Source organism: Cypionkella sp., from assembly GCF_030652235.1.
In the GTDB taxonomy this organism is placed as follows: Bacteria; Pseudomonadota; Alphaproteobacteria; order Rhodobacterales; family Rhodobacteraceae; genus Cypionkella.
In genome coordinates this window covers 88,347-108,589 of sequence record NZ_JAUSBA010000042.1, presented here as the reverse complement: position 1 = coordinate 108,589, position 20,243 = coordinate 88,347, and the positions used below count along the sequence as shown (strand labels likewise).

Genomic DNA, 20,243 nt, shown 5'->3' with positions numbered 1-20,243 from the left:
AATCGAGAACATGTTTGGCAAGCTGAAGGATTGGCGGCGCATCCACACCCGCTACGACCGCTGCGCCCACACCTTCATGTCAGCTATCGCCATCGCGGCCATCGTCATCTTCTGGATATGATCAATGAGTCCAGAGCCTAGTTGAGTATTTTATAATTCTACCCATTGACCTTGCAAACTCTGAGAGAAAGCCCTCCCAGGAATTTCGTAGTTCTTCCGAGTTCTGTGCAATGCCGATCTTACTCACAAATTCTTCTGCCAGTTTAATATGGCGCTTTATTTCAGCGTGAGCTCTGAGTTTGTCCATTTCTGCCTGTCCTACACCAACCGCTCAACCTCTTTCGCAGCCCGCACGAAATCCGCGAACAGCGGGTGCGGGGCGAACGGTTTGCTTTTCAGTTCCGGGTGGAACTGCACGCCGATAAACCATGGGTGGTCTTTGACCTCGACGATCTCGGGCAGGCGGCCATCCGGGCTCATGCCGGAGAAGATCAGGCCGCATTTTTCCAACTCGGTGATGTATTTGGCATCGACCTCGTAGCGGTGGCGGTGGCGTTCCTCAATCGTGGTGGTGCCGTAGATTTGGGCGACGTGGCTGCCGGGGGTGAGGGCGGCGGTGTAGGCGCCCAGCCGCATGGTGCCGCCTTTGTCGTCGGTGGTTTTGCGGGCGACGACGTGGTTGCCTTGGATCCACTCTTTCAGGTGGTAGACGACGGGGGTGAAGCGTTTGGCCCCAGCCTCGTGGTCGAATTCTTCCGATCCGGCGTTGGTGACGCCTGCGAGGTTGCGGGCGGATTCGATCACCGCCATTTGCATCCCCAAACAGATGCCGAGATAGGGGATTTTCTTTTCGCGCGCGAACTGGGCGGCTTTGATTTTGCCTTCAGTGCCGCGCTCGCCAAAGCCACCCGGAACAAGGATGGCGTGGAAGTTTTCAAGATAGGGGGCCGGGTCTTCGCGTTCAAAGATTTCGGCGTCGATCCATTCGGCTTTGACGCGGGTGCGGTTGGCCATGCCGCCGTGGGTGAGGGCCTCGGCGATCGACTTATAGGCGTCTTCCAGCTGGGTGTATTTGCCGACAATGGCAACCCGGACCTCGCCTTCGGCATGGGTCAGACGGTCCATCACGTCGATCCAGCGGGCAAGGTTGGGCTTGGGGGCGGGGGTGATGCCGAACGCATCCAGCACGGCTTGGTCCAGGCCCGCGCGGTGGTAGGCGAGCGGGGCCTCGTAGATGGTTTTCAGATCATAGGCCGGAATGACGTGTTCTTTGCGGACATTGCAGAACAGCGAGATCTTTTCCAGCTCGCGGTCGGGGATCGGGTGTTCGGAGCGGCAGACCAGCACGTCGGGGGCAAGACCGATGCTCTGCAGTTCTTTGACCGAGTGTTGGGTGGGTTTGGTTTTCAGCTCTCCGCTGGCCGCGAGGTAGGGCAGCAGGGTGAGGTGCATCAGGATCGACTGTCCGCGCGGGCGTTCGTGGATGAACTGGCGGATGGATTCGAAGAAAGGCAGGCCCTCGATATCGCCAACGGTACCGCCAATTTCGCACAGCATGAAATCAACTTCTTCGTCGCCGATGCGCAGGAAATCTTTGATCTCATTGGTGACATGCGGGATGACTTGGATGGTTTTGCCGAGGTAGTCGCCGCGGCGATCTATCTCGAGCACGGGGGAGTAGATGCGCCCTGACGAGATGCTGTCGGTCTGGCGGGCGGAGACCCCGGTGAAGCGCTCATAATGGCCCAGATCAAGGTCGGTTTCGGCGCCGTCATCGGTGACGAAAACTTCGCCATGTTCAAACGGGCTCATCGTGCCGGGGTCGACGTTCAGGTAGGGGTCGAGTTTGCGCAATCTTACGGTGTAGCCGCGGGCTTGCAGCAGTGCGCCAAGGGCGGCGGAGGCGAGGCCCTTGCCAAGCGAGGACACCACGCCGCCGGTGATGAAGATATAGCGTGCCATGTGGGGGCCCCCGTGAATTTGGTTAAAACGGCTCTGATTCGCAGCGTTGGAATCAGAGCATCACGGGAGTTGAGCAATAGCTTAAGCAAAGCGAGAGCGCAACCCGACCGCTAGATGCTGTCGGTTGGCGGTGTTGCGCTGCAACAGTTGGTGTTAGTTTGAGGCCGGAGCCGCAGGGGCTGTGGCATCCGGGGCTGCCGGAGGCGTTGTGGGTGCGGTGGCGGCCGGAGGCGCCGCGGGGCTGCCGTCATTCGACGGCGGCAGCAGATCACCACCCGCAGGCAATGCAGGGGCCGGGGTCTTCGCGGCGGGTTGTTCCGCGCCGATCTGGTCGATCACCGAAGCGGTCGAGGCAGAGCGCGAGGCCAGAATGGTCATGGTGATGGAGGTCACGATGAAGATCGCGGCCAGCACCCAAGTGACTTTGCCCAAGGCGGTGGCTGCCGCGCGGCCCGAAATTGCCCCGCCCGAGGAGCCCATGCCAAGCCCGCCACCTTCCGACCGTTGCAGCAGCACCACGCCGATCAACAGCAAAGCGAGGATGAGGTGGACGGTGAGAACGACGTTTTCCATGCGGGCCGGGCTTTCTAAGAGGTCGCGGCCTATCTAGGCGGATGCAGTCAGGCGTGCAAGCCCTTCGGGGCTTTTGGTCATCCTCTGTGCTTAAATATCCCAGCCGGAGGCACCTTAGGCTGGCAAAAGCAGCCTCCGGCGGGAGTATTTTTGCCAAGATGAATGGTTAAGGCAGCGCGTTATTCGGAAGCGGTGCAGACGGCGGAGAGTTTGTTGCCGTCGGGGTCGCGGACGTAGCAGCTGTAGAAGTTCGGGCTGTAGCGCAGGCCGGGGGGCCCTTCATCGCGGCCGCCGTGGGCGAGTGCGGCTTTATAGAACGCATCGACGGCGCTGCGCGTGGCGGCTGCGAAGGCGGGCATTGAGCCGTTGCCGATGGTGGCGGGGTTGCCGTCAAACGGTCGGTTGATCCAGACCAGCGGGTTTTCGGCAAGGGTAGGGCCATAGCCGATTTCGCCATCGTATTCGCCCATGAAATGCAGGCCGATGGGCGCAAGGGTGGCGTCGTAGAAGCGTTTGGCAGCGATAAGGTTGTTGGTGCCGAGGGTGATGTAGAGCAGCATTTGTCAGTTTCCTCGACGCCAGTTGCTTGTTTCAAAGGCGCTTGGCTTGAACATACTGCCCTTTTCCTTGTCTACCACGCAAAGATACATACTGCTGCTGCCGCCGAGGCTTGAGGGCGTAGCAATTTCGAACACGAGCATTCCATTTTTTGTCCAAGAGTCAGACATCGTGGTCGTCAGCAGTGTCAGAGCAGGGCTGTCTTTGTCACCAAATTCGCGCGCGATCCAAGCACGGCACGGGTCTCCAAATTCTTTGGCATCTGCTTCGCTTACCGTAGCTGCATTCAGCGCAGCTACGGCAGCAGCGCGTGCCTCGGCCTCTGTTTCGAATTGGTCCACTTTGGCTTGCAGGGCCGCCGCTTTTTCTGTGAGCTGGGTCTTTTCAGCTTCTAAAGCTGCAAGGGATTTTATTTTGTCATCCAGCAGGACTTCCAGAGCCGTGGATTTCTGACCTGTAGAGTATGCAGCAAACGCAAATGCCAGTGAGGTGACGGCAGAAATCGCGACGAGTGTATTTTTAAGCATTCATAGACCTTTAACTTGTCAGCGTTAGTGAGGTGAGTAGATTGGGTATTACTCCTGCACCTCATCCACCGTCGCCTGACCGGAGATGCGCTGGCGGATGATGCTCCATGACAAGCCGATGCCGAGCACCACCGAAAGCGCGAGGATGCCGAGCCAGAGGTTAAGCGAGGGGTTTTGCAGGGTGAAGATCTGATAGTCGATCAGCACCCAGACCAAGGCTGCTACGATGGCACCGACCAGCAGGATGCCGAAGGTGCCGATCGAGCGCAGGGTGGCGCCGATGTAGATCATGTAGCCGACACCGAGCAGCAGGCCGAGCAGGAGCGTAAGCGGCATTTGGGTCTGCCAGTTTGCCTCGGCCCAGCGGGTGAAGTTGATCTGTGTCGGGTTGTAGGTGGCAGACAGCAACAGAAATGCTCCAAGCCAGCGCAGGATAATGCCCATGGTTTCCCCCTTAATTTGGTCTTTGGTGGCGTATCTGCGGCGGCCTGTCCAGCGGCACACGTGATTTAGCGGTTTCATCGCGGCGCGTGTGTCGCTATAGATCGCGCGGTTTTTCCAAAACGCGAAGGATATGTCGTGGCCAATGTTGTCGTCGTCGGAGCCCAATGGGGTGACGAAGGTAAGGGGAAAATCGTCGACTGGCTCTCAGAGCGGGCCGATGTGATTGCGCGCTTTCAGGGCGGGCATAACGCCGGGCATACGTTGGTGATTGACGGCAAGGTTTATAAGCTGTCGCTGCTGCCCTCGGGGATTGTGCGCGGTGGTAAGCTGAGCGTGATCGGCAATGGTGTGGTGGTTGACCCCTGGCATCTGGTGACCGAGATCGACAAGCTGCGTGGGCAGGGCGTTGATATTAGCCCCGAAAACCTGATGGTTGCCGAGAATGCCTCGCTGATCCTGCCGATTCATGGCGAGTTGGATCGGGCGCGGGAAGGTCAGATGGGGGTCGCCAAGATCGGCACCACCGGGCGCGGGATTGGGCCGGCCTATGAGGATAAAGTGGGACGCAGGGCCATTCGGGTGGCCGATCTGGCCGATGAGTCGACGCTGGAAACCCGTGTGGATCGCTTGATGGGTCACCATGATGCGTTGCGTCGGGGCTTGGGGATTGCGCCGATTGACCGTGCTGCGCTGCTGGAAGCGCTGCGGGCGATTGCGCCGCAGATTTTGCCCTATGCAAAGCCGGTGTGGAAGGTTTTGACCGAGGCCCGCAAGGCCGGTAAGCGGATTTTGTTTGAGGGCGCGCAGGGCGCGTTGTTGGACATTGATTTCGGGACCTATCCGTTTGTGACGTCTTCGAATGTGATCGCGGGGCAGGCGGCGACGGGCACGGGGTTAGGGCCGACGGCGATTGATTTCGTGTTGGGCATCGTGAAGGCCTATACGACCAGGGTGGGCGAAGGCCCGTTCCCGGCTGAGCTGTTCGATGCCGATGGCGCGCGTTTGGGCGAGCGGGGCCATGAATTTGGCACCGTGACCGGGCGTAAGCGGCGTTGCGGCTGGTTTGATGCGGTGCTGGTGCGGCAGACTTGTGCGACCAGCGGCGTGTCGGGGATTGCTTTGACCAAATTGGATGTGTTGGATGGTTTTCCGGTGCTGAAGATTTGTGTGGGCTATGATCTGGACGGCGTGCGGCTGGATTATCTGCCGACCGCTGCCGATCAGCAGGCACGTTGCCAGCCTATCTACGAGGAAATGGAAGGTTGGAGCGAGAACACCGCAGGTGCTAGGTCTTGGGCGGATCTGCCGGGGGCTGCAATCAAGTATGTGCGGCGGATTGAAGAGTTGATCCAATGTCCGGTGGCGCTGTTGTCGACCAGCCCTGAGCGGGATGATACGATTCTGGTGACCGATCCCTTTGCGGATTGATCTTTCAGCTTAGTTTTCCACACGCCCCTTGCGACGAAGCAGGGGGCGTTTTGGTTTCAGGAGGGTGCGATGGCGCTGAGTTACAAGGCCCGAAAGCGGTGGTCTTTGCTGATCCTGTTGGTCGGGATGCCGATCTATGTCGTGGTGGCGGTCAATCTGATCGACAATATTGATCGCCTGCCGATTTGGGCCGAGGTTCCGGCCTACCTGCTGTTGGGTGTGGCGTGGATATTGCCGTTCAGATCGGTGTTTCTGGGCGTCGGGCAGCCCGATCCTGAGGCAAAACCGGTGCCTGATGCGCCAGTTGATCGCAAATCTTGATCAGAAATGAAAACAGCCGGAACATTCCCCAATGTTCCGGCTGTTTTGTGGGGCACGAGTGGCAGCCTCGGCCCTGTTCTCTTGACTTACGCGGTAAAGCGAAGCGCTTCCGCCAGCAAGGGCGAACGCTCGGTCATGGCAAATTGGCCACGCTTAATTTTCGCGATGCGACCTTGCCGCAGCAGGGTGCCGAAAGCGCGCAGACAGTCTTCGCGTTGGTGATCGGGCTTGTCGATCAGGGATTCCAGCTGACGCATCACCAAGGGGCGGCTGAAGTTCGGGCGGCCTAGTACCTGTGTGCAATAGACGGCTGAGGCTTCAAGAAGTTCGGTCAAGGAATGCGCGCCAAGTTTCTCGGCAAAATCGGTGAAGTTTTGGCCCTCGGCGAAGAAATTGCTGTCATCTTCGGCGGTGAGGATGTCTTCGTCGTCCAGATCGTCAGTTGCATCGCCGATCAGGCTATCTTCCTCGGGCATCGCTTGCATTGCAGCCATGCTGGCAGCACCGCTGACGCGGCGCGGGCGCACCGGCATCACCACGCGAGGGGTGGCCGGGGCTGAGGTGGGCTGGATCGCGGGAGTCACAAAGACGGCGGCGGTAGGCTTGGCGCGGTCGATTCGCTGTTCTGAGACCAGAACCAGCGGCGTCAGGCGTTCGGCGTTGGCGGCGGCGCGGGTCTCAATGCTGCTGTCGACGGGCTTGGGGCGGACAGCGCTTTCCAGATCATGGCGGTAGATGTCTTGGCGATCAGGCTGCGAATGGCCGGGACTGGCGGCTTTGATTTGGCGCTCAGCCTCGGTCGCGGCGACGGCGGCCTTCAGATGCGAGATCGCCGAGTGGCGGCGGCGGCTTTCTTCATCGTCCATCGCGGAATTGGTCGCGGCCATCAGGCGGGTGACCGCATCGTCATCCGATTCGGTTTCCAGCAGTTTGCGACCCTCGGCGTGATGGGTCGGCTGCGGTTGGGCTTCGGTTTCAGCTTCTGCGGGCGTTGTAGAAGCCAGCAAGGCTGCAACGGCGTCCGCTGCGGAGGTGATTTCGGGCAGGATTGCTGCGATTGGCGCGTCGGCCAGAGCGGCGGCGAGTTGATCGTCGTCGTCAAAACTGGTTTCCAGCGGGCGCGGCGTCAGTTGCCGCACGGGGCGGGTCGGGCGCACCGGGGCGGATGCCGCCGGGACCTCAGCCTCAAGGGCCGCGAGTTCGGCTTGTAGTGCTGCCTCGGCCTCGGGCGAGAGCAGCGAGGTTTGCGGCGCGGTTTGAGCAGGTTCGGCTTGAGGCGTTTCGGGCGCGCGCGGTGCATCGACGCGGCGGATTTTGATCACGCGGGCGCGGGCGCGCTGGATTTTTTCACCGGGTGCGCTGGCGGCTTCTGGGAAAGCGGCGGCTGCGGCCTGGGATTCTGGTTTCGGCTGGCTTTCAGGGGCTGCCGCGACTTTCGGGGTAGATTCCGGGGCTGCGGGCAGGCTGGCAAGCAGGATATCATCTTGCGCATCGACGTCTGCTGCGTCAACCGCTTCTGGCAGAGGATCTTCTGCCAAAGCTTCGGTAACCGCGGTCAGCGGCTCGGAAACAGACGCAACGGCATTGGTCTCAGGCTGGATTTGATCGTTTTCGGCGATCAGCGCGCCCAGCGTGGCCAACATGTCTTCATCGGCATAGGCCGCCGCTTCGGCAATCGGATCGTGTTCGGGCAACAGATCAGCGAGGATTTCGTTGTCATAATCTTCGGCGGCGGGCGCGTCTTGCACAGCCGCTGCAAAGTCTTCGGTCCTTGTGTCTTCGATCACAAGGTCTTCGATGGCGATCAGGCTTTCAGCGCTGGTCAGGCTCTCGGCTGCGGGCAGATCATCTGCGAAGGCGGCGGCAAGATCGGCAGAACTGTCGTTCTGCAAGGCAGGGTCTTCGTCATACCCGTCTTGGGCTGTGGGCAAAGCTGCGCTGGCGTCCGCTGCGGTGTAAAGGGGGACGTCATCAAGGGGGGCTGCGTCGGCGTTTGGCGCATTCAACGCGGCGAGATCGGCAAGATATTGTGGCTCGACTTTGGTCTCTGATGCATCTTGGTGATCAGATGTGTTGTTTTTCCCGATCAGATCGTCGGATTCGGCAACGTAGTGCGGCTCGGGTGCATCCGCTTCGACAGGTGTTTCCGAGTGAGATTCAGGCGCAGCCAAAGCGGCCATATTGGCCAGGATATCATCGGAGTGTTGATCTTCACTATAGCTGTCGTCGGCGATAGCGGCGGCTTCGGCGATGTGGTGAATGGTGGGTTCGGCAGCTATCGAAGCGGATTGGGCGGCGCGCAGACGGGACAGGCGTTCGGCGACGGATTCTCCATTGGCATCCACGTTCGCAGCGTGGGTGACGGCTGGGGCGGCAATCGGGGCGCCGCGCGCAGGCGCTACAGCATCACCCGCTCGCAGGATCACGCCATTGTCTTGGATTTTCGCCTCAACCCGGCGCTGAATTTCCCGCTCGGCAATGCGGTGCAGCATGGCGGCATCGGGAGTGGGCGGTTCAGCGCCAAAGTAGCGGTCTTCTGCGGCCAGATCACGGAAATATTCGGCGATCGCCTTCATGGTGTTGAAAGGCTCATCGAACCCTTCCAGCGTGCAGCTGAAAGTTCCATAAGATACGGTAAGAATTTTACTTGCACCGATCATCGGGATGCCGCCTTTACAAAGTTCACGTCGCCAACCTGCACTGCGATTTGTTCAATTCCGTGGACAGAACAGGGTAATTTGAAGGATTGATTGTGTTCACCGCACGGGGTTAGTGCCGCAATTAGAAGAACAGTATCGGGATTATGCAAGTGATTGTCGACTCTTTGCACGGGGTAACTTTGGCGGGCGGCGGGCCGTTCGACAAAGCGCAGCTTGCCCGTGCGCAGCGGTTTGCCCCAAGGATTGTTGGGGCCGATGGCGGCGCGGACCGGCTTTTGGCACTGGGGGTCGAGCCCGAGGCGGTGATTGGTGACTTCGATTCGATCAGTGCTGCAGCACAGGCGCGTCTGGCGGGACGTTTGTTTCCGATTGAGGAACAAATCACGACCGATTTCGACAAGGCTCTGCGCTCGATTCACGCGCCGTTCGTGCTGGGGATAGGATTCGCAGGGGCGCGGCTAGATCATAGTTTGGCGGTGCTGAACGCTTTGGTGCGCGCAGCCGATCAGCGCTGTCTGGTGCTGTCGCCGCAGGATGTGACCTTTCTGGCGCCTTTGCAGATGCGGTTGAATTTGCCATTGGGTTCGCGGTTTTCGCTGTTTCCTATGGCGCAGGTGACCGGGGAAAGCGAAGGCTTGCGCTGGCCGTTGCAGGGCTTGGATTTCGCGCCCGATGGCATGATCGGCACCTCGAATGAAGTGTCAGGCCCGGTGGAGTTGCGGTTCTCGGCGCAGAAGATGCTGGTGATCTTGCCAATCAAATCTCTGGCGGCAGCACTGAGCGGGCTTGGTGTAGCGTGATCCGCTCGCGGTGGATGATATACAGGCCCGAGGCGACGATGATCGCGATGCCCGCCCAAGTCAGCGCATTGGGGAAATCACCGAACACCAGATAGCCCAAGGCGACGGCGGTGACGATCTCCAGATAGTGCAGCGGCGCGAGGGTAGAGGCAGGGGCGCAGTTCAGCGCCACGGTCATGCACATATGGCTTGCCGCCGCCCAAAAGCCGACGCCGAACAACCACAGCCAGTTCAGACCCTGCGGCATCACCGGATCCAGTTCGATGATGCCCGTGCCATCGGCCCAAAGCATGATCGGCAGGCAGAGCAGGCTTCCGGCAATCGAGGTGTGTAACTGTTGGGTCACCGGATGCATCCTTGTGGCGATGGCTTGGGTGATCAGCATGTAGAAGGCAAAGCTGAATGCGGTGCCCAGTGGATAGAGCGCGGCAGTGCCGTAGTGCATGAGCGAGGGTTGGATCACCAGCAAAGCGCCGGCAAAGCCGACGATGGAGGCTGCGATGCGGCGCGGGCCGACCGGGTTGCCGAACAGGAAGTAGCCAAGGATCAGCAGGATGAACGGCTCGATGAACACGATGGCGAGGGCGTCGGCGATCGGCATCACCTGAACACCTGCGACAAAACCATAGGTCGAGGCGATCAGGAACACTGCGCGCAAGGTGATCAGGGCGGCGGTTTTGCCATTCATCTGCAAAGGCAGCCGCATCAGCAGGGCCACGGGCAGCATTAAAGCGCCTTGCACCAGAAAGCGGGCGGTGGTGATCTGGCCGATAGGGATCGCGGTGGTGGCGAGTTTTGAGGCGGTGTCGAGCAGCGGCGCCATCACACAAAAGGCCAGCATCAGCAGGATGCCACGAAGGATGCGATCATTGTTCATGGCGCATGGCTAGTCGGGCGGGCGGCAGGCGTCCTGTCTGAAAGCGACCTTGGATGCCGCTGTGGGTCTGGGAGTTGCTCTTTTGGAAATACTCAAAAACGTCCCGAACCCGACGCGCACGGCTTCAATTCCATCGCGGCGGCAGCCCCTTCATCCCGGCGCGAGCCGGGGGAAGGGAAAACCCTTGCCGCTTTGCGGCTCGACCAGATCACCCTCTCAGCAGTTCGGCACGTTGACCGCAAGGCCGCCGAGCGAGGTTTCCTTATACTTCTCATGCATGTCATTGCCGGTTTGGCGCATGGTTTCGATACAGACATCCAAGGACACGAGATGTTCGCCATCACCGCGCAGGGCCAGCGAGGCTGCCGAGACGGCTTTGATCGCACCCAGACCGTTGCGCTCGATGCAAGGGACTTGCACCAGCCCCGCGACCGGATCGCAGGTCATGCCAAGGTGATGCTCCAGCGCGATTTCGGCGGCGTTTTCAACTTGCATGACTGTACCGCCCAAAACAGCGGCGAGGGCGGCGGCGGCCATGGCGGCGGCAGAGCCTACTTCGGCTTGGCAACCACATTCCGCGCCGGAAATGCTAGCGTTGTGTTTGCAAAGCCCGCCGATGGCAGAGGCGGTCAGCAGGAATTCGGCGATTTTCGCGGTCGATGCGCCGGGGACGTGGTCGAGGTAGTAGCGCAGCACGGCAGGCAACACGCCAGCCGCGCCGTTGGTGGGCGCGGTGACGACTTGGCCACCTGCGGCATTTTCTTCGTTTACCGCCATCGCATAGAGGCTCATCCAGTCGTTGATGGTGTGGGGTGCGGTCATGTTCAAGCCGCGCTCGGCCAGCAGGGCATCATGGATGCCTTTGGCACGCCTGCGCACTTTCAACCCTCCGGGCAGGATGCCGGTGCCTTCCATGCCGCGCGAGATACAGTCGTTCATCACTTGCCACAGCCGGGCGATGCCGTGGTCGATCTCGGCCTTGCTGCGGAATTTCAGCTCGTTGGCGAGTTTCATTTGCGCGATGCTTAAGCCAGAGGCTTTCGCCATCGCCATCATTTCATCACCCGTCTCGAACGGGTAGGGGACATCGGCTTTGGTCTTGGATTTCCCCGCGCCTGCCTCTGTCAACTCTCCAGCGCTCAGAACGAAGCCACCACCAATGGAATAGTAGGTTTCCTGCAAGATCACGTCGCCTTGGGCGTCGGTGGCTTTCAGCACCATGCCATTGGCATGGCCGGGCAAAGCAGGGCCATAATCAAAAGTCAGATCGGCTTTCGGATTGAAGTGCAAAGGCGGTAGGCCGTCTGCGTGGATGGTGTTGGTCTCGGTGATTGCCGCGAGCACGGTGTCGGCTTTGGCTGCGTCATAGGTGGCGGGGTGAAAGCCTGCGAGGCCCAGTATGGTGGCGCGGTCGGTGGCATGGCCGATGCCGGTGAAGGCAAGCGAGCCGTGCAGCGAGGCTTTGACGCCGCCGAATTTGAACGGCGAGGCGCGCATCAGGTCCAGAAAGCGGGCGGCGGCGACCATCGGGCCCATGGTGTGCGACGAGGACGGGCCGACGCCGACTTTGAACATGTCGAAAACCGAGAGGAACATGAGGCTTGGGTCCGATCAATAAGGGTTCGAGAACATCGTGTTGCCCAAACCTTCGGCCTGCGCGCAAGTGATAGCGGCGGGGCGGGTTTCCAAGGCAAGCAGGATTTTATGCAAGGCGGGGTAGTCCTTGGCGGGGCAAGGCTCGGACAGCCAGCGCATCAGCACGGCGATGTAATAGCCAAGGATGGACGGCGAGGTTGAGAGCCAGTCAGGGGCCGCAACGGCAACCATATCTTCAAGGGTTTGCATCAGAGACTTCAGTGTGGCGCTGGCATGCGCCTTGGCGGCTTCGGCGTTTTCTTGGCCTGCGACGCGGTGCGGGTAGTAGTAGTTCATCGCCACTGGATGCAGGTTGCTGGAGGTGAAGAACAGCCATTTCAGGAATTGGCCGCGCTCGGGGGTGTTCGGGGCGGGCGCGAGTTTACCCGCGATCTCGGACAGGTGCAGCAGGATCGCGGCAGTCTCAAACATTGTGCCGTCGGGGGTTTCCAGCGCGGGGACTTTGCCCAGGGGTTGCAGTTTGCGGTAGCTGGCGCTGTCAAGCGCGCCGCCGTCCCGGTCGAGCGGGGCGATTTCATAGGGCAGGCCGAGTTCCTCTAGCACCAATCGGACGATCAGGGCTGCCGAGTCAGGGGTGTGGTGCAGGATATACATCGCGGGCTCCTCATTACGCGGCAGTATGGCGGAAGGTGGGAGGGATACCATGCGAAAACCGACACTATTTGGTGTGCAGCGGCGGAGGGGCGTTGGTTCTGCAGCAGCATGTTTGGCGGAAAGGTTCGCGGGGGTTTCACACCCCGCACCCCCGTGAAATATTTAAGCCAGTCTGAAAGCAAATTTTAGGTAAATTTTAGGGAACAGGAGGGGGCGCGCCTTGTCAGGGCTAGCCAAAGAAATCCCACAGCAGTTTCAAGTTCAGTGCGATGATCACCACTGCGATCAGGATGGCCAAGGCGACCAGCCAGCGCGGGGCGGCGAGCGCACCCATTTTGGCGCGGTTGGCGGTGAACATCACCAAAGGCACCACGGCGAAGGAGAGTTGCAGCGACAGCACCACTTGCGTCAGGATCAGCAGTTGGCCGGTGCCTGAGCTGCCGTAATAGAGCGTGACTCCGGCGGCGGGGACGATGGCGATGGCGCGGGTGATCAGGCGGCGCAACCATGGTGGCAGGCGGATTTGCAGGAAGCCTTCCATCACGGCTTGGCCTGCGAGGGTGGCGGTGACGGTGGAGTTCAACCCGCAGGCCAACAGGGCGATGGCAAAGAGGGAGGGCGCGATGCCAGAGCCGAGCAGCGGCCCCAGCAGTTGGTGGGCATCGCCCAGTTCGGCGACTTCGGTCTGGCCCGTGGTATGGAAGGCGGATGCGGCGAGGATCAGGATTGAGGCGTTGATCAGCAAAGCGAAAGTTAGAGCGACGGTCGAGTCGATGGTGGCGAATTTCAGCGCCTCACGTTTTTCCTCGATTGTGTCGCCGTAATTGCGGGTTTGCACGATGGCCGAGTGCAGATACAGGTTATGTGGCATGACGGTTGCACCAAGGATGCCAAGTGCGAGGTACAGCATTTCGGGGTTGCGCAGGATCTCGGTGGTGGGGGCGAAGCCCTTGATCACATCTGACCAGATCGGGTCAGCCATGGCGATTTGCAGGCCAAAGCAGACCGCGATCACGCCCAGAAGGGTGATGATGAAGGCCTCTAGCCAGCGAAAGCCCTTGGTTTGTAGCCACAGAATCAGGAACACGTCGAGCGCCGTGATCAGCACACCAAGTTCCAGCGGGATGCCGAACAGCAGGTTCAGGCCGATGGCGGTGCCGATCACCTCGGCGATGTCGGTGGCGATGATGGCGATTTCAGCCGCCAGCCAGAGCGGGATGCTGATGAAACGCGGGAAGGCGTCTCGGCAGGCTTGCGCAAGATCGCGGCCCGAAGCGATGGCAAGGCGAGCGCAGAGCGATTGCAGCACGACGGCCATCAGGTTGGAAACCAGCGCCACCACCAGCAGGGTGTAGCCGAATTTGGAACCACCCGCGAGCGAGGTCGCCCAGTTGCCGGGGTCCATATAGCCCACTGCCACCAGATAGCCCGGGCCAAGGAATGCGGCGAAGCGGCGCCATGTGCCTTTCGGCAGTTGTATCGAGCGATGGACATCGGCGAGGGCGGCATCGCCGCGCGGCTTCTTCCAGTCGGAGGTGAGATCAAACGGGGAGGACATGGCAGCTTTCTGATATTGAGAATTATTCGCAATTTAGCTTTGCGGATGCGTCTGTCAAGGGCCAAGTGATTCCCCTCTCGCTCCCTCGGCTTGCTTTGCCTATAAGGGCGCAACAGCCCAAGGACCCCGCCCCACCGGGCGCATCAGACTGAGGAAACCAGATGCCAGCCGATCTTTCCCCCATCGACAAAGCCAAGTTCGTCGCCGCCAAACGCGCGGTAGATTTCATTGAAAATGGCATGAAGGTGGGGTTGGGCACCGGATCGACCGCCGCGTGGATGGTGCGCTGTCTGGGCGAGCGGGTGCGCGAGGAGGGGTTGAAGATTGTGGGGGTGCCGACCTCGACCCGCACTGCCGAGTTGGCGCGGCAGGTTGGCATTCATGTCACCTCGCTGGATGAGGCGAAATGGCTAGACGTGACGATTGACGGCGCGGATGAGTTTGACCAGCAGTTGGCGCTGATCAAGGGCGGTGGGGCGGCTTTGTTGCAGGAAAAGATTGTGGCGACCGCGTCCGATCTGATGATCGTCATCGCGGATGCGGCGAAGGAAGTTCAGCAGTTGGGGGCGTTTCCACTGCCGATTGAGATCATTCCGTTTGGCTGGCAGACCTCGAAAGCCTTGGTCGAGGAAATGCTGGTGTCGATGGATGTGCTGGCGCGCGATGTAACCTTGCGGATGAATGGCGACCGGCCGTTGGTGACGGATGAGAGCAACTACATTCTGGACCTGCATCTGAAGCGGATCGGCAACCCGCGTCAGTTGGCACTGGTGTTGAACCAAATTCCGGGTGTGGTTGAAAACGGGCTGTTCATAGATATCTGTGACATTGTGATCATCGGCCACGGCGATGGCCGGGTGACGGTGCGGGATATCAACTCGGGGTCGGAAACGGATGATCTGATTATATTCGCACCGACGGATAATATCTTTGCTGATTTAGGGGAATAACGTGTTCGACTACGATCTTTTCGTCATCGGTGGTGGCTCTGGTGGGGTGCGGGCAGCGCGGATTGCGAGCACTGAGGGTGGTGCGAAGGTGGCGCTGGCCGAGGAAAGCCGGATGGGAGGCACCTGTGTGATCCGGGGCTGTGTGCCCAAGAAGCTGATGGTGTTTGCCTCGGAAATGCCCGAGGCGGTGGCGGATGCGCGGGCTTATGGCTGGGATGCTTCGGTGGGGGTGTTTGACTGGGGGCGGTTTCGCGGCGCGCTGGACGTTGAGTTGGATCGGCTGGAAGGCGCGTATCGCAGCACGCTTTTGAACGCGGGGGTGACAATTTATGATGCGCGCGCGGCGGTGGTCGATCCGCATCGGGTGCGGTTGGCCTCGGGAGAGGAATTCAGCGTCAAGCATATTCTGGTGGCCACCGGCGGGCGGCCCTTTGTGCCGGAGGTGCCGGGCGGTGAGTTGGCGGTGACCTCTAATGAGATGTTCCAACTGGAGGCTTTGCCGCAGCGGGCGTTGGTGGTGGGTGGCGGTTATATTGCTTCTGAGTTCGCCTGTATCCTGCGTGGTTTGGGCGTGCAGGTGACCATGATGTATCGCGGCGCTGCGATTTTGCGCGGTTTTGATGATGAGGCACGCGGGATGGTGGCGGGGGCGATGGTGGCGCGCGGGATTGATATTCATTGCGGTGTGGATGTGGCGCGGCTGGAAAAGGTGGCGGGCGGCATCTCAGTGCAGGGCACCGATGGTGCGGCGCGGGAATTTGATCTGGTGATGTATGCCACGGGCCGTAAGCCCAATTCCGGCGGGATGGGACTTGAGGCTTTGGGCGTTGGCATTGGCGCGCGCGGGCAGGTGTTGGTGGATGAGTGGAGCCAGACGGCAGTGCCCTCGATCTATGCAGTGGGGGATGTGACGGATCGGATCAATCTGACGCCAGTGGCGATCCGCGAGGGCCATGCGTTTGCCGATACGGTGTTTCGCGGCGTGCCGACCAAGGCCGATCACGAACTGGTTGCCTCGGCGGTGTTCACGCAGCCGGAATTGGGCTCGATTGGGTTGTCCGAGCAAGCGGCTGTTGGCCAGAATTCTGCTGAAGGTCGGGGCCCGATTGAGATATTCTCAGCCAGTTTCCGACCCATGCGCAGCTTGTTTGCGGGCCGGACAGAGGCTCGGGTGTTGATGAAACTGGTTGTGGATCAGGCCAGCCAGCGCGTTCTGGGCTGTCATATCGTCGGGCCGGGGGCGGGCGAGATGATCCAGCTTGCGGCGATTGCGATCAAGATGGGGGCGACCAAGGCCGATTTTGACCGCACGGTGGCGGTGCATCCGACGGTGTCGGAAGAACTGGTGACGATGCGAAAGCCGGTAAGAGTGGTCTGATGCGGCAATTTGCGCCGGGTATCTGCTTGATTTCCGCACCATTCATGCCCAATTCACCATCAAGGTAACAAATCGAAAGGTTAATCAATGGCGGGTAGTGGCGGCCCTTGGGGCGGAAATGGCGGTTCTGGTGGGGATGACCGGAATGGCCAGCGGCCAGAGGGCGACCGTCCGGGGCAGCGTCCGGGTGGGCGCAGACCGGGCGAGGGTCCGCAGATGCCGGAAATTGATGAGCTGATGAAGAAGGGCCAAGAACATCTGCGGGTGCTGATGGGCGGGCGCGGTGGTGGCAATGGTCGCGGGCCTGCGGGTGCGGGTGGACTTGGGCCGATGTTCAGCAAGCAGGGTATCGCGCTGGGCGTGATCGTGGCGCTGGGCGTCTGGGTCTGGTCCTCGGCTTATTCCGTCAAGCCTGAAGAACAAGCGGTGACACTGATGCTGGGCAAGTTCAGCGGTGTGACCGAAGAAGGTCTGCACTTTGCGCCTTGGCCGGTGATGACGGCTGAAATCGTTGAGGCGCGCAAGCAGCGCACCACCGATATTGGCAACGGCGTGGCGGGCGAATTGGACAATGGGCTGATGCTGACTCGCGATCAGAACATCGTCGATATTGAGTTTCAGGTGGTCTGGAACATCGCTGATCCATCGAAGTTCCTGTTCAACCTCGCCGACCCGGAAGACACTATTCGCGCGGTTTCCGAATCTGCGATGCGCGATATCATTGCGCGCTCGGAATTGTCGCCGGTGCTGAACCGCGATCGGGGCGTGATTGCTGCGGAAGTGACCTCGGCCATTCAGGGCACGCTGAACAGCTATGACGCCGGGATCAACGTGATCCGGGTGAACTTCGACAAGGCAGACCCGCCGCGCGAAGTCATCGACAGCTTCCGCAAAGTACAGGCGGCGCAGCAAGAGCGGGATCGGTTGGAAAAAGAAGCTGACGCCTATGCCAATACGATTGGCGCGGCCTCACGCGGGCAAGCGGCGCAGTTGTTGGAAGACGCGCGCGGTTATCAGGCGCAAGTGGTGAACAACGCCGAAGGTGAAGCCAGCCGCTTCTCGTCGATCTACGCCGAATACATCAAGGCCCCAGAAGTGACGCGCAAGCGGATGTATCTGGAAACGATGGAGAAAGTGCTGGGTGGCATGAACAAAGTGATCCTGGATGGCGTCTCTGGCGAAAACGGACAGGGTGTGTTGCCCTATCTGCCGCTGGAGGGTCTGGCGAAACCTGCAACCGCAACCGGAGGGTCGAACTGATGCGTGCGATCTATATTCTTCCCGGCCTGATCCTTGCAGGTGCCTTGCTGATGTCTTCGGTGTTCATCGTCGACGAGCGCGAAAAAGTGCTGGTCCTGCAGTTTGGTGAAGTGAAGCAAGTGGTGGACAAGCCAGGACTGGGCTTCAAAATCCCCTTCGTGCAGGAGGTTTACCGTTACGACGACCGCATCCTTGGCCTGCCGACGCAGCCTTTGGAAGTCACACCGCTGGATGATCGCCGTTTGGTGGTCGATGCGTTTGCGCGCTGGCGGATCGTTGATCTGGAAGCGTTCCGGCGTGCAGTTGGTTCGGGTGGCATTGAAGCTGCGCGCAGCAACCTTGACAAGATCATCAATGCCGAAATCCGTGAGGTTTTGGGCGGGGTGAACAGCCAGAAGGTATTGTCGGAAGATCGTACCTCGCTGATGAACCAGATCCGCGACAATTCGCGCGCCAAGGCGGCGGGGCTTGGGGTGGATGTGATTGACGTGCGATTGACGCGCACCGATCTGCCCGAACAAAACCTTGAAGCCACCTTTGCGCGGATGCGGGCAGAGCGGGATCGCGAAGCGGCGGATGAGATCGGCCGTGGTAACGAGGCCGCCCAGCGCGTGCGGGCTGCGGCGGAACGCTCTAAGGTTGAGATCGTCTCGCAGGCCAGCAAAGAGGCCGAAGTGATCCGCGGTGAGGCCGATGCCAAGCGCAACGCGATCTATGCTGAAGCCTTCGGCAAAGACCCCGAGTTCTTCGCCTTTACCCGGTCGCTGACCTCGTATGAGCGGGCGTTGCAGCCGGGGAATTCCTCGATGGTGATGCAGCCGGACAGCGAGTTCTTTGAGTATTTGCGCAGCGAGAAGCCTCCGGTTGCGGCCCCGGCTGCGCCTGCGGCACAGCCGTAGCGGGGACTGGGACTGATAAACTTGAAAGGGCTGGCGTCTGCGCTGGCCCTTTTTCATTGCGGCAAGGATTGGTGCAATGTGCCGATGCCGCTTGCACGCAGCTTCACGCAGGTGACAAATTCATTCACGTAGGGTTGAGGCGGCGCGATCTGGTTTGCATTGCGTATTTTGGCCCCTAAATGAATATGCGGATATGTTCCGATGCGGCGGGCGATGTGGATCGCGCCCCGCACTACGAAAAGGAGTTCGGACGTGCTTCAACTTATCAATGCCCGTAATGTTTTGAGTGGGCGCGCGCTGACTGTTCCAGCAATCGCCACTCCAAAGCGTCCCAGGTTGATGCTGGCCCTGGGTTTGGGTCTGTCGATGGCTTTGGCCGCTGGGCCTGCGCATCAGGCACTGGCGTTCGGCGCACCCGACAGCTTTGCCGATCTGGCCCAGCAAATCAGCCCCTCGGTCGTCAACATCACCACGTCTTCGATGATAGCCTCTGCCACCGATGGCGCGCCGATGGTGCCGCCGGGCTCGCCGTTTGAGGATTTCTTCAAAGATTTCATGGACCAGAACGGCCAAGGTGGCAACGAGCCGCAACGCTCGGAGGCTTTGGGGTCGGGCTTTGTGATCTCGGCGGACGGTTACATTGTGACCAACAACCACGTCATCGAGGGCGCGGATGACATTGAGATTGAGTTTTTCTCGGGCAAGAAACTGAAGGCCAAGCTTGTCGGTACGGATCTGAAGACCGATATCGCCTTACTGAAGGTCGAAAGCCCCGAGCCGCTGCCGTTCGTGGCGTTTGGCAATTCGGATGCGATGCGGGTCGGCGATTGGGTCATGGCGATGGGCAACCCGCTGGGGCAGGGCTTTTCGGTGTCTGCCGGGATCGTCTCGGCGCGTGGGCGTGAGCTGAGCGGCGCTTATGACGACTTTATCCAGACCGATGCCGCGATCAACAAGTGCAACTCGGGCGGACCGCTGTTCAATATGGAAGGCCAGGTTGTGGGGGTGAACACCGCCATTCTGTCGCCGACTGGCGGCTCGATTGGCATCGGCTTCTCGATGGGCTCGAACGTGGTGGCGCACGTGGTGGATCAGCTGAAAGAGTTCGGCGAAACCCGGCGCGGCTGGTTGGGTGTGCGGATTCAGGATGTAACGCCTGACGTGGCCGAAGCGATGGGATTGACCGAGGCCAAGGGTGCCTTAATCACCGATGTGCCGGATGGCCCGGCAAAGGCCAGCGGGATGCTGGCGGGCGACGTGATCTTGACCTTTAACGGCACGGAAATCACCGATGTGCGCAGCCTGACGCGGACGGTGGCGGATAGCCCGATTGGCGAGGAAGTGCCCGCCGTGGTGCTGCGCGATGGCAAGCAGCAGACCTTGCAGATCAAGCTGGGGCGCCGGGAAACCGATGAGGCTGGCAAGCCGGTGCCTGCGGCGCAGAAGGATACTCCGGTCGAGCCGCAAAAAGCCGAAGTGCTGGGGCTGACTTTGGTGCCAGTGGATGAACAGGTGGCCAAGGATCTGAAGCTGCCTGCCGGGGCGACCGGGCTTGCGGTGACGCATGTCGATGTTGCGTCTGAAGCGTCAGAGAAGGGGGTTAGTCCGGGCGACGTGATTGTCGAAGCCGGGCAGCAGAAGATCCTGAGCATCAGCGATCTGCAAGACCGTCTGTCAGAAGCCAAAGCGGCGGGGCGCAAGTCGATCTTGCTCTTGGTGCGGCGCGAGGGCGATCCGCGATTCGTCGCGCTGTCGGTCGAATAAGCGTTTGGGCTTTGAGAAGAACGGGCGGCGGGGA

18 protein-coding genes and 1 pseudogene are annotated in these 20,243 nt (G+C 60.4%); 9 read left to right on the top strand and 10 right to left on the bottom strand.

Annotated elements, in window-relative coordinates; all coding sequences use genetic code 11:
* A pseudogene (locus Q7V03_RS14505) lies at window positions 1-121 on the top strand (IS5/IS1182 family transposase); the annotation flags it as partial.
* A gap of 197 nt (window positions 122-318) precedes the next feature.
* Here the strand turns inward: Q7V03_RS14505 and Q7V03_RS14500 are convergent.
* From Q7V03_RS14500 to Q7V03_RS14480, 5 genes are all read right to left on the bottom strand, one after another.
* A complete protein-coding gene (locus tag Q7V03_RS14500; protein ID WP_304926307.1) occupies window positions 319-1,962 on the bottom strand; it encodes a CTP synthase in 1,644 nt (547 codons plus the stop codon).
* A gap of 153 nt (window positions 1,963-2,115) precedes the next feature.
* Window positions 2,116-2,535, bottom strand: coding sequence for a preprotein translocase subunit SecG (secG, locus tag Q7V03_RS14495; protein WP_304926306.1), 420 nt, complete (start codon window positions 2,533-2,535; stop codon window positions 2,116-2,118).
* Window positions 2,536-2,714: 179 nt separating this feature from the next.
* Window positions 2,715-3,095, bottom strand: a complete 381-nt coding sequence (locus tag Q7V03_RS14490; protein ID WP_304926305.1) for a VOC family protein — start codon at window positions 3,093-3,095, stop codon at window positions 2,715-2,717.
* Between the two features lie 3 nt (window positions 3,096-3,098).
* Window positions 3,099-3,620, bottom strand: coding sequence for a hypothetical protein (locus Q7V03_RS14485; RefSeq protein ID WP_304926304.1), 522 nt, complete (start codon window positions 3,618-3,620; stop codon window positions 3,099-3,101).
* A gap of 48 nt (window positions 3,621-3,668) precedes the next feature.
* Window positions 3,669-4,064, bottom strand: coding sequence for a DUF6524 family protein (locus Q7V03_RS14480; protein ID WP_304926303.1), 396 nt, complete (start codon window positions 4,062-4,064; stop codon window positions 3,669-3,671).
* A gap of 135 nt (window positions 4,065-4,199) precedes the next feature.
* Between Q7V03_RS14480 and Q7V03_RS14475 the strand changes: the two genes are divergently transcribed.
* Entirely contained in the window at window positions 4,200-5,492 is a 1,293-nt protein-coding gene (locus tag Q7V03_RS14475; RefSeq protein ID WP_304926302.1) for an adenylosuccinate synthase, read from the top strand.
* Between the two features lie 69 nt (window positions 5,493-5,561).
* The gene (locus Q7V03_RS14470) at window positions 5,562-5,813 is read left to right on the top strand and encodes a DUF2842 domain-containing protein (protein ID WP_304926301.1); all 252 of its coding nucleotides are present in this window, start codon (window positions 5,562-5,564) and stop codon (window positions 5,811-5,813) included.
* A gap of 86 nt (window positions 5,814-5,899) precedes the next feature.
* Here Q7V03_RS14470 and Q7V03_RS14465 read toward each other — a convergent pair whose 3' ends face one another.
* Complete coding sequence (locus Q7V03_RS14465; protein ID WP_304926300.1) at window positions 5,900-8,473, bottom strand: hypothetical protein; 2,574 nt, start codon at window positions 8,471-8,473, stop codon at window positions 5,900-5,902.
* A gap of 143 nt (window positions 8,474-8,616) precedes the next feature.
* Here Q7V03_RS14465 and Q7V03_RS14460 point away from each other — a divergent pair, with 143 nt between their 5' ends.
* The gene (locus Q7V03_RS14460; protein ID WP_370651131.1) at window positions 8,617-9,273 is read left to right on the top strand and encodes a thiamine diphosphokinase; all 657 of its coding nucleotides are present in this window, start codon (window positions 8,617-8,619) and stop codon (window positions 9,271-9,273) included.
* Here Q7V03_RS14460 and Q7V03_RS14455 read toward each other — a convergent pair.
* The 4 genes from Q7V03_RS14455 to Q7V03_RS14440 form a co-directional block, all read right to left on the bottom strand.
* On the bottom strand, window positions 9,230-10,150 hold the full coding sequence (locus Q7V03_RS14455) for a DMT family transporter (RefSeq protein ID WP_304926299.1): 921 nt from the start codon (window positions 10,148-10,150) through the stop codon (window positions 9,230-9,232). The two genes, Q7V03_RS14460 and Q7V03_RS14455, sit on opposite strands and share 44 nt — an antisense overlap.
* Window positions 10,151-10,366: 216 nt before the next feature.
* Window positions 10,367-11,746, bottom strand: coding sequence for an L-serine ammonia-lyase (locus tag Q7V03_RS14450; protein ID WP_304926298.1), 1,380 nt, complete (start codon window positions 11,744-11,746; stop codon window positions 10,367-10,369).
* Window positions 11,747-11,761: 15 nt separating this feature from the next.
* The gene (locus tag Q7V03_RS14445) at window positions 11,762-12,400 is read right to left on the bottom strand and encodes a glutathione S-transferase family protein (RefSeq protein ID WP_304926297.1); all 639 of its coding nucleotides are present in this window, start codon (window positions 12,398-12,400) and stop codon (window positions 11,762-11,764) included.
* 229 nt (window positions 12,401-12,629) lie between these two features.
* Complete coding sequence (locus Q7V03_RS14440) at window positions 12,630-13,958, bottom strand: Nramp family divalent metal transporter (protein WP_304926296.1); 1,329 nt, start codon at window positions 13,956-13,958, stop codon at window positions 12,630-12,632.
* Window positions 13,959-14,119: 161 nt separating this feature from the next.
* On the opposite strand from Q7V03_RS14440, the gene rpiA reads away from it, so the two are divergent.
* From rpiA to Q7V03_RS14415, 5 genes are all read left to right on the top strand, one after another.
* A complete protein-coding gene (gene rpiA / locus Q7V03_RS14435) occupies window positions 14,120-14,908 on the top strand; it encodes a ribose-5-phosphate isomerase RpiA (RefSeq protein ID WP_304926295.1) in 789 nt (262 codons plus the stop codon).
* 1 nt (window position 14,909) lies between these two features.
* Window positions 14,910-16,286, top strand: coding sequence for a glutathione-disulfide reductase (gorA, locus tag Q7V03_RS14430; protein ID WP_304926294.1), 1,377 nt, complete (start codon window positions 14,910-14,912; stop codon window positions 16,284-16,286).
* Window positions 16,287-16,373: 87 nt separating this feature from the next.
* Window positions 16,374-17,546, top strand: a complete 1,173-nt coding sequence (hflK, locus tag Q7V03_RS14425; RefSeq protein ID WP_304926293.1) for an FtsH protease activity modulator HflK — start codon at window positions 16,374-16,376, stop codon at window positions 17,544-17,546.
* Window positions 17,546-18,445, top strand: a complete 900-nt coding sequence (gene hflC / locus Q7V03_RS14420) for a protease modulator HflC (protein ID WP_304926292.1) — start codon at window positions 17,546-17,548, stop codon at window positions 18,443-18,445. The genes hflK and hflC overlap by 1 nt, the downstream gene beginning before the upstream one ends.
* Window positions 18,446-18,784: 339 nt before the next feature.
* Entirely contained in the window at window positions 18,785-20,209 is a 1,425-nt protein-coding gene (locus Q7V03_RS14415; protein ID WP_304926291.1) for a Do family serine endopeptidase, read from the top strand.
* Window positions 20,210-20,243: the final 34 nt, after the last annotated feature.

What these genes read in the sequence shown, in the direction of transcription:
- Q7V03_RS14500 (WP_304926307.1), bottom strand. Translation starts at nt 1,962, where the DNA reads ATGGCACGCTATATCTTCATCACCGGCGGCGTGGTGTCCTCGCTTGGC.
- secG (WP_304926306.1), bottom strand. Translation starts at nt 2,535, where the DNA reads ATGGAAAACGTCGTTCTCACCGTCCACCTCATCCTCGCTTTGCTGTTG.
- Q7V03_RS14490 (WP_304926305.1), bottom strand. Translation starts at nt 3,095, where the DNA reads ATGCTGCTCTACATCACCCTCGGCACCAACAACCTTATCGCTGCCAAA.
- Q7V03_RS14485 (WP_304926304.1), bottom strand. Translation starts at nt 3,620, where the DNA reads ATGCTTAAAAATACACTCGTCGCGATTTCTGCCGTCACCTCACTGGCA.
- Q7V03_RS14480 (WP_304926303.1), bottom strand. Translation starts at nt 4,064, where the DNA reads ATGGGCATTATCCTGCGCTGGCTTGGAGCATTTCTGTTGCTGTCTGCC.
- Q7V03_RS14470 (WP_304926301.1), top strand. Translation starts at nt 5,562, where the DNA reads ATGGCGCTGAGTTACAAGGCCCGAAAGCGGTGGTCTTTGCTGATCCTG.
- Q7V03_RS14465 (WP_304926300.1), bottom strand. Translation starts at nt 8,473, where the DNA reads ATGATCGGTGCAAGTAAAATTCTTACCGTATCTTATGGAACTTTCAGC.
- Q7V03_RS14460 (WP_370651131.1), top strand. Translation starts at nt 8,617, where the DNA reads ATGCAAGTGATTGTCGACTCTTTGCACGGGGTAACTTTGGCGGGCGGC.
- Q7V03_RS14455 (WP_304926299.1), bottom strand. Translation starts at nt 10,150, where the DNA reads ATGAACAATGATCGCATCCTTCGTGGCATCCTGCTGATGCTGGCCTTT.
- Q7V03_RS14450 (WP_304926298.1), bottom strand. Translation starts at nt 11,746, where the DNA reads ATGTTCCTCTCGGTTTTCGACATGTTCAAAGTCGGCGTCGGCCCGTCC.
- Q7V03_RS14445 (WP_304926297.1), bottom strand. Translation starts at nt 12,400, where the DNA reads ATGTATATCCTGCACCACACCCCTGACTCGGCAGCCCTGATCGTCCGA.
- Q7V03_RS14440 (WP_304926296.1), bottom strand. Translation starts at nt 13,958, where the DNA reads ATGTCCTCCCCGTTTGATCTCACCTCCGACTGGAAGAAGCCGCGCGGC.
- rpiA (WP_304926295.1), top strand. Translation starts at nt 14,120, where the DNA reads ATGCCAGCCGATCTTTCCCCCATCGACAAAGCCAAGTTCGTCGCCGCC.
- hflK (WP_304926293.1), top strand. Translation starts at nt 16,374, where the DNA reads ATGGCGGGTAGTGGCGGCCCTTGGGGCGGAAATGGCGGTTCTGGTGGG.
- hflC (WP_304926292.1), top strand. Translation starts at nt 17,546, where the DNA reads ATGCGTGCGATCTATATTCTTCCCGGCCTGATCCTTGCAGGTGCCTTG.
- Q7V03_RS14415 (WP_304926291.1), top strand. Translation starts at nt 18,785, where the DNA reads ATGCTGGCCCTGGGTTTGGGTCTGTCGATGGCTTTGGCCGCTGGGCCT.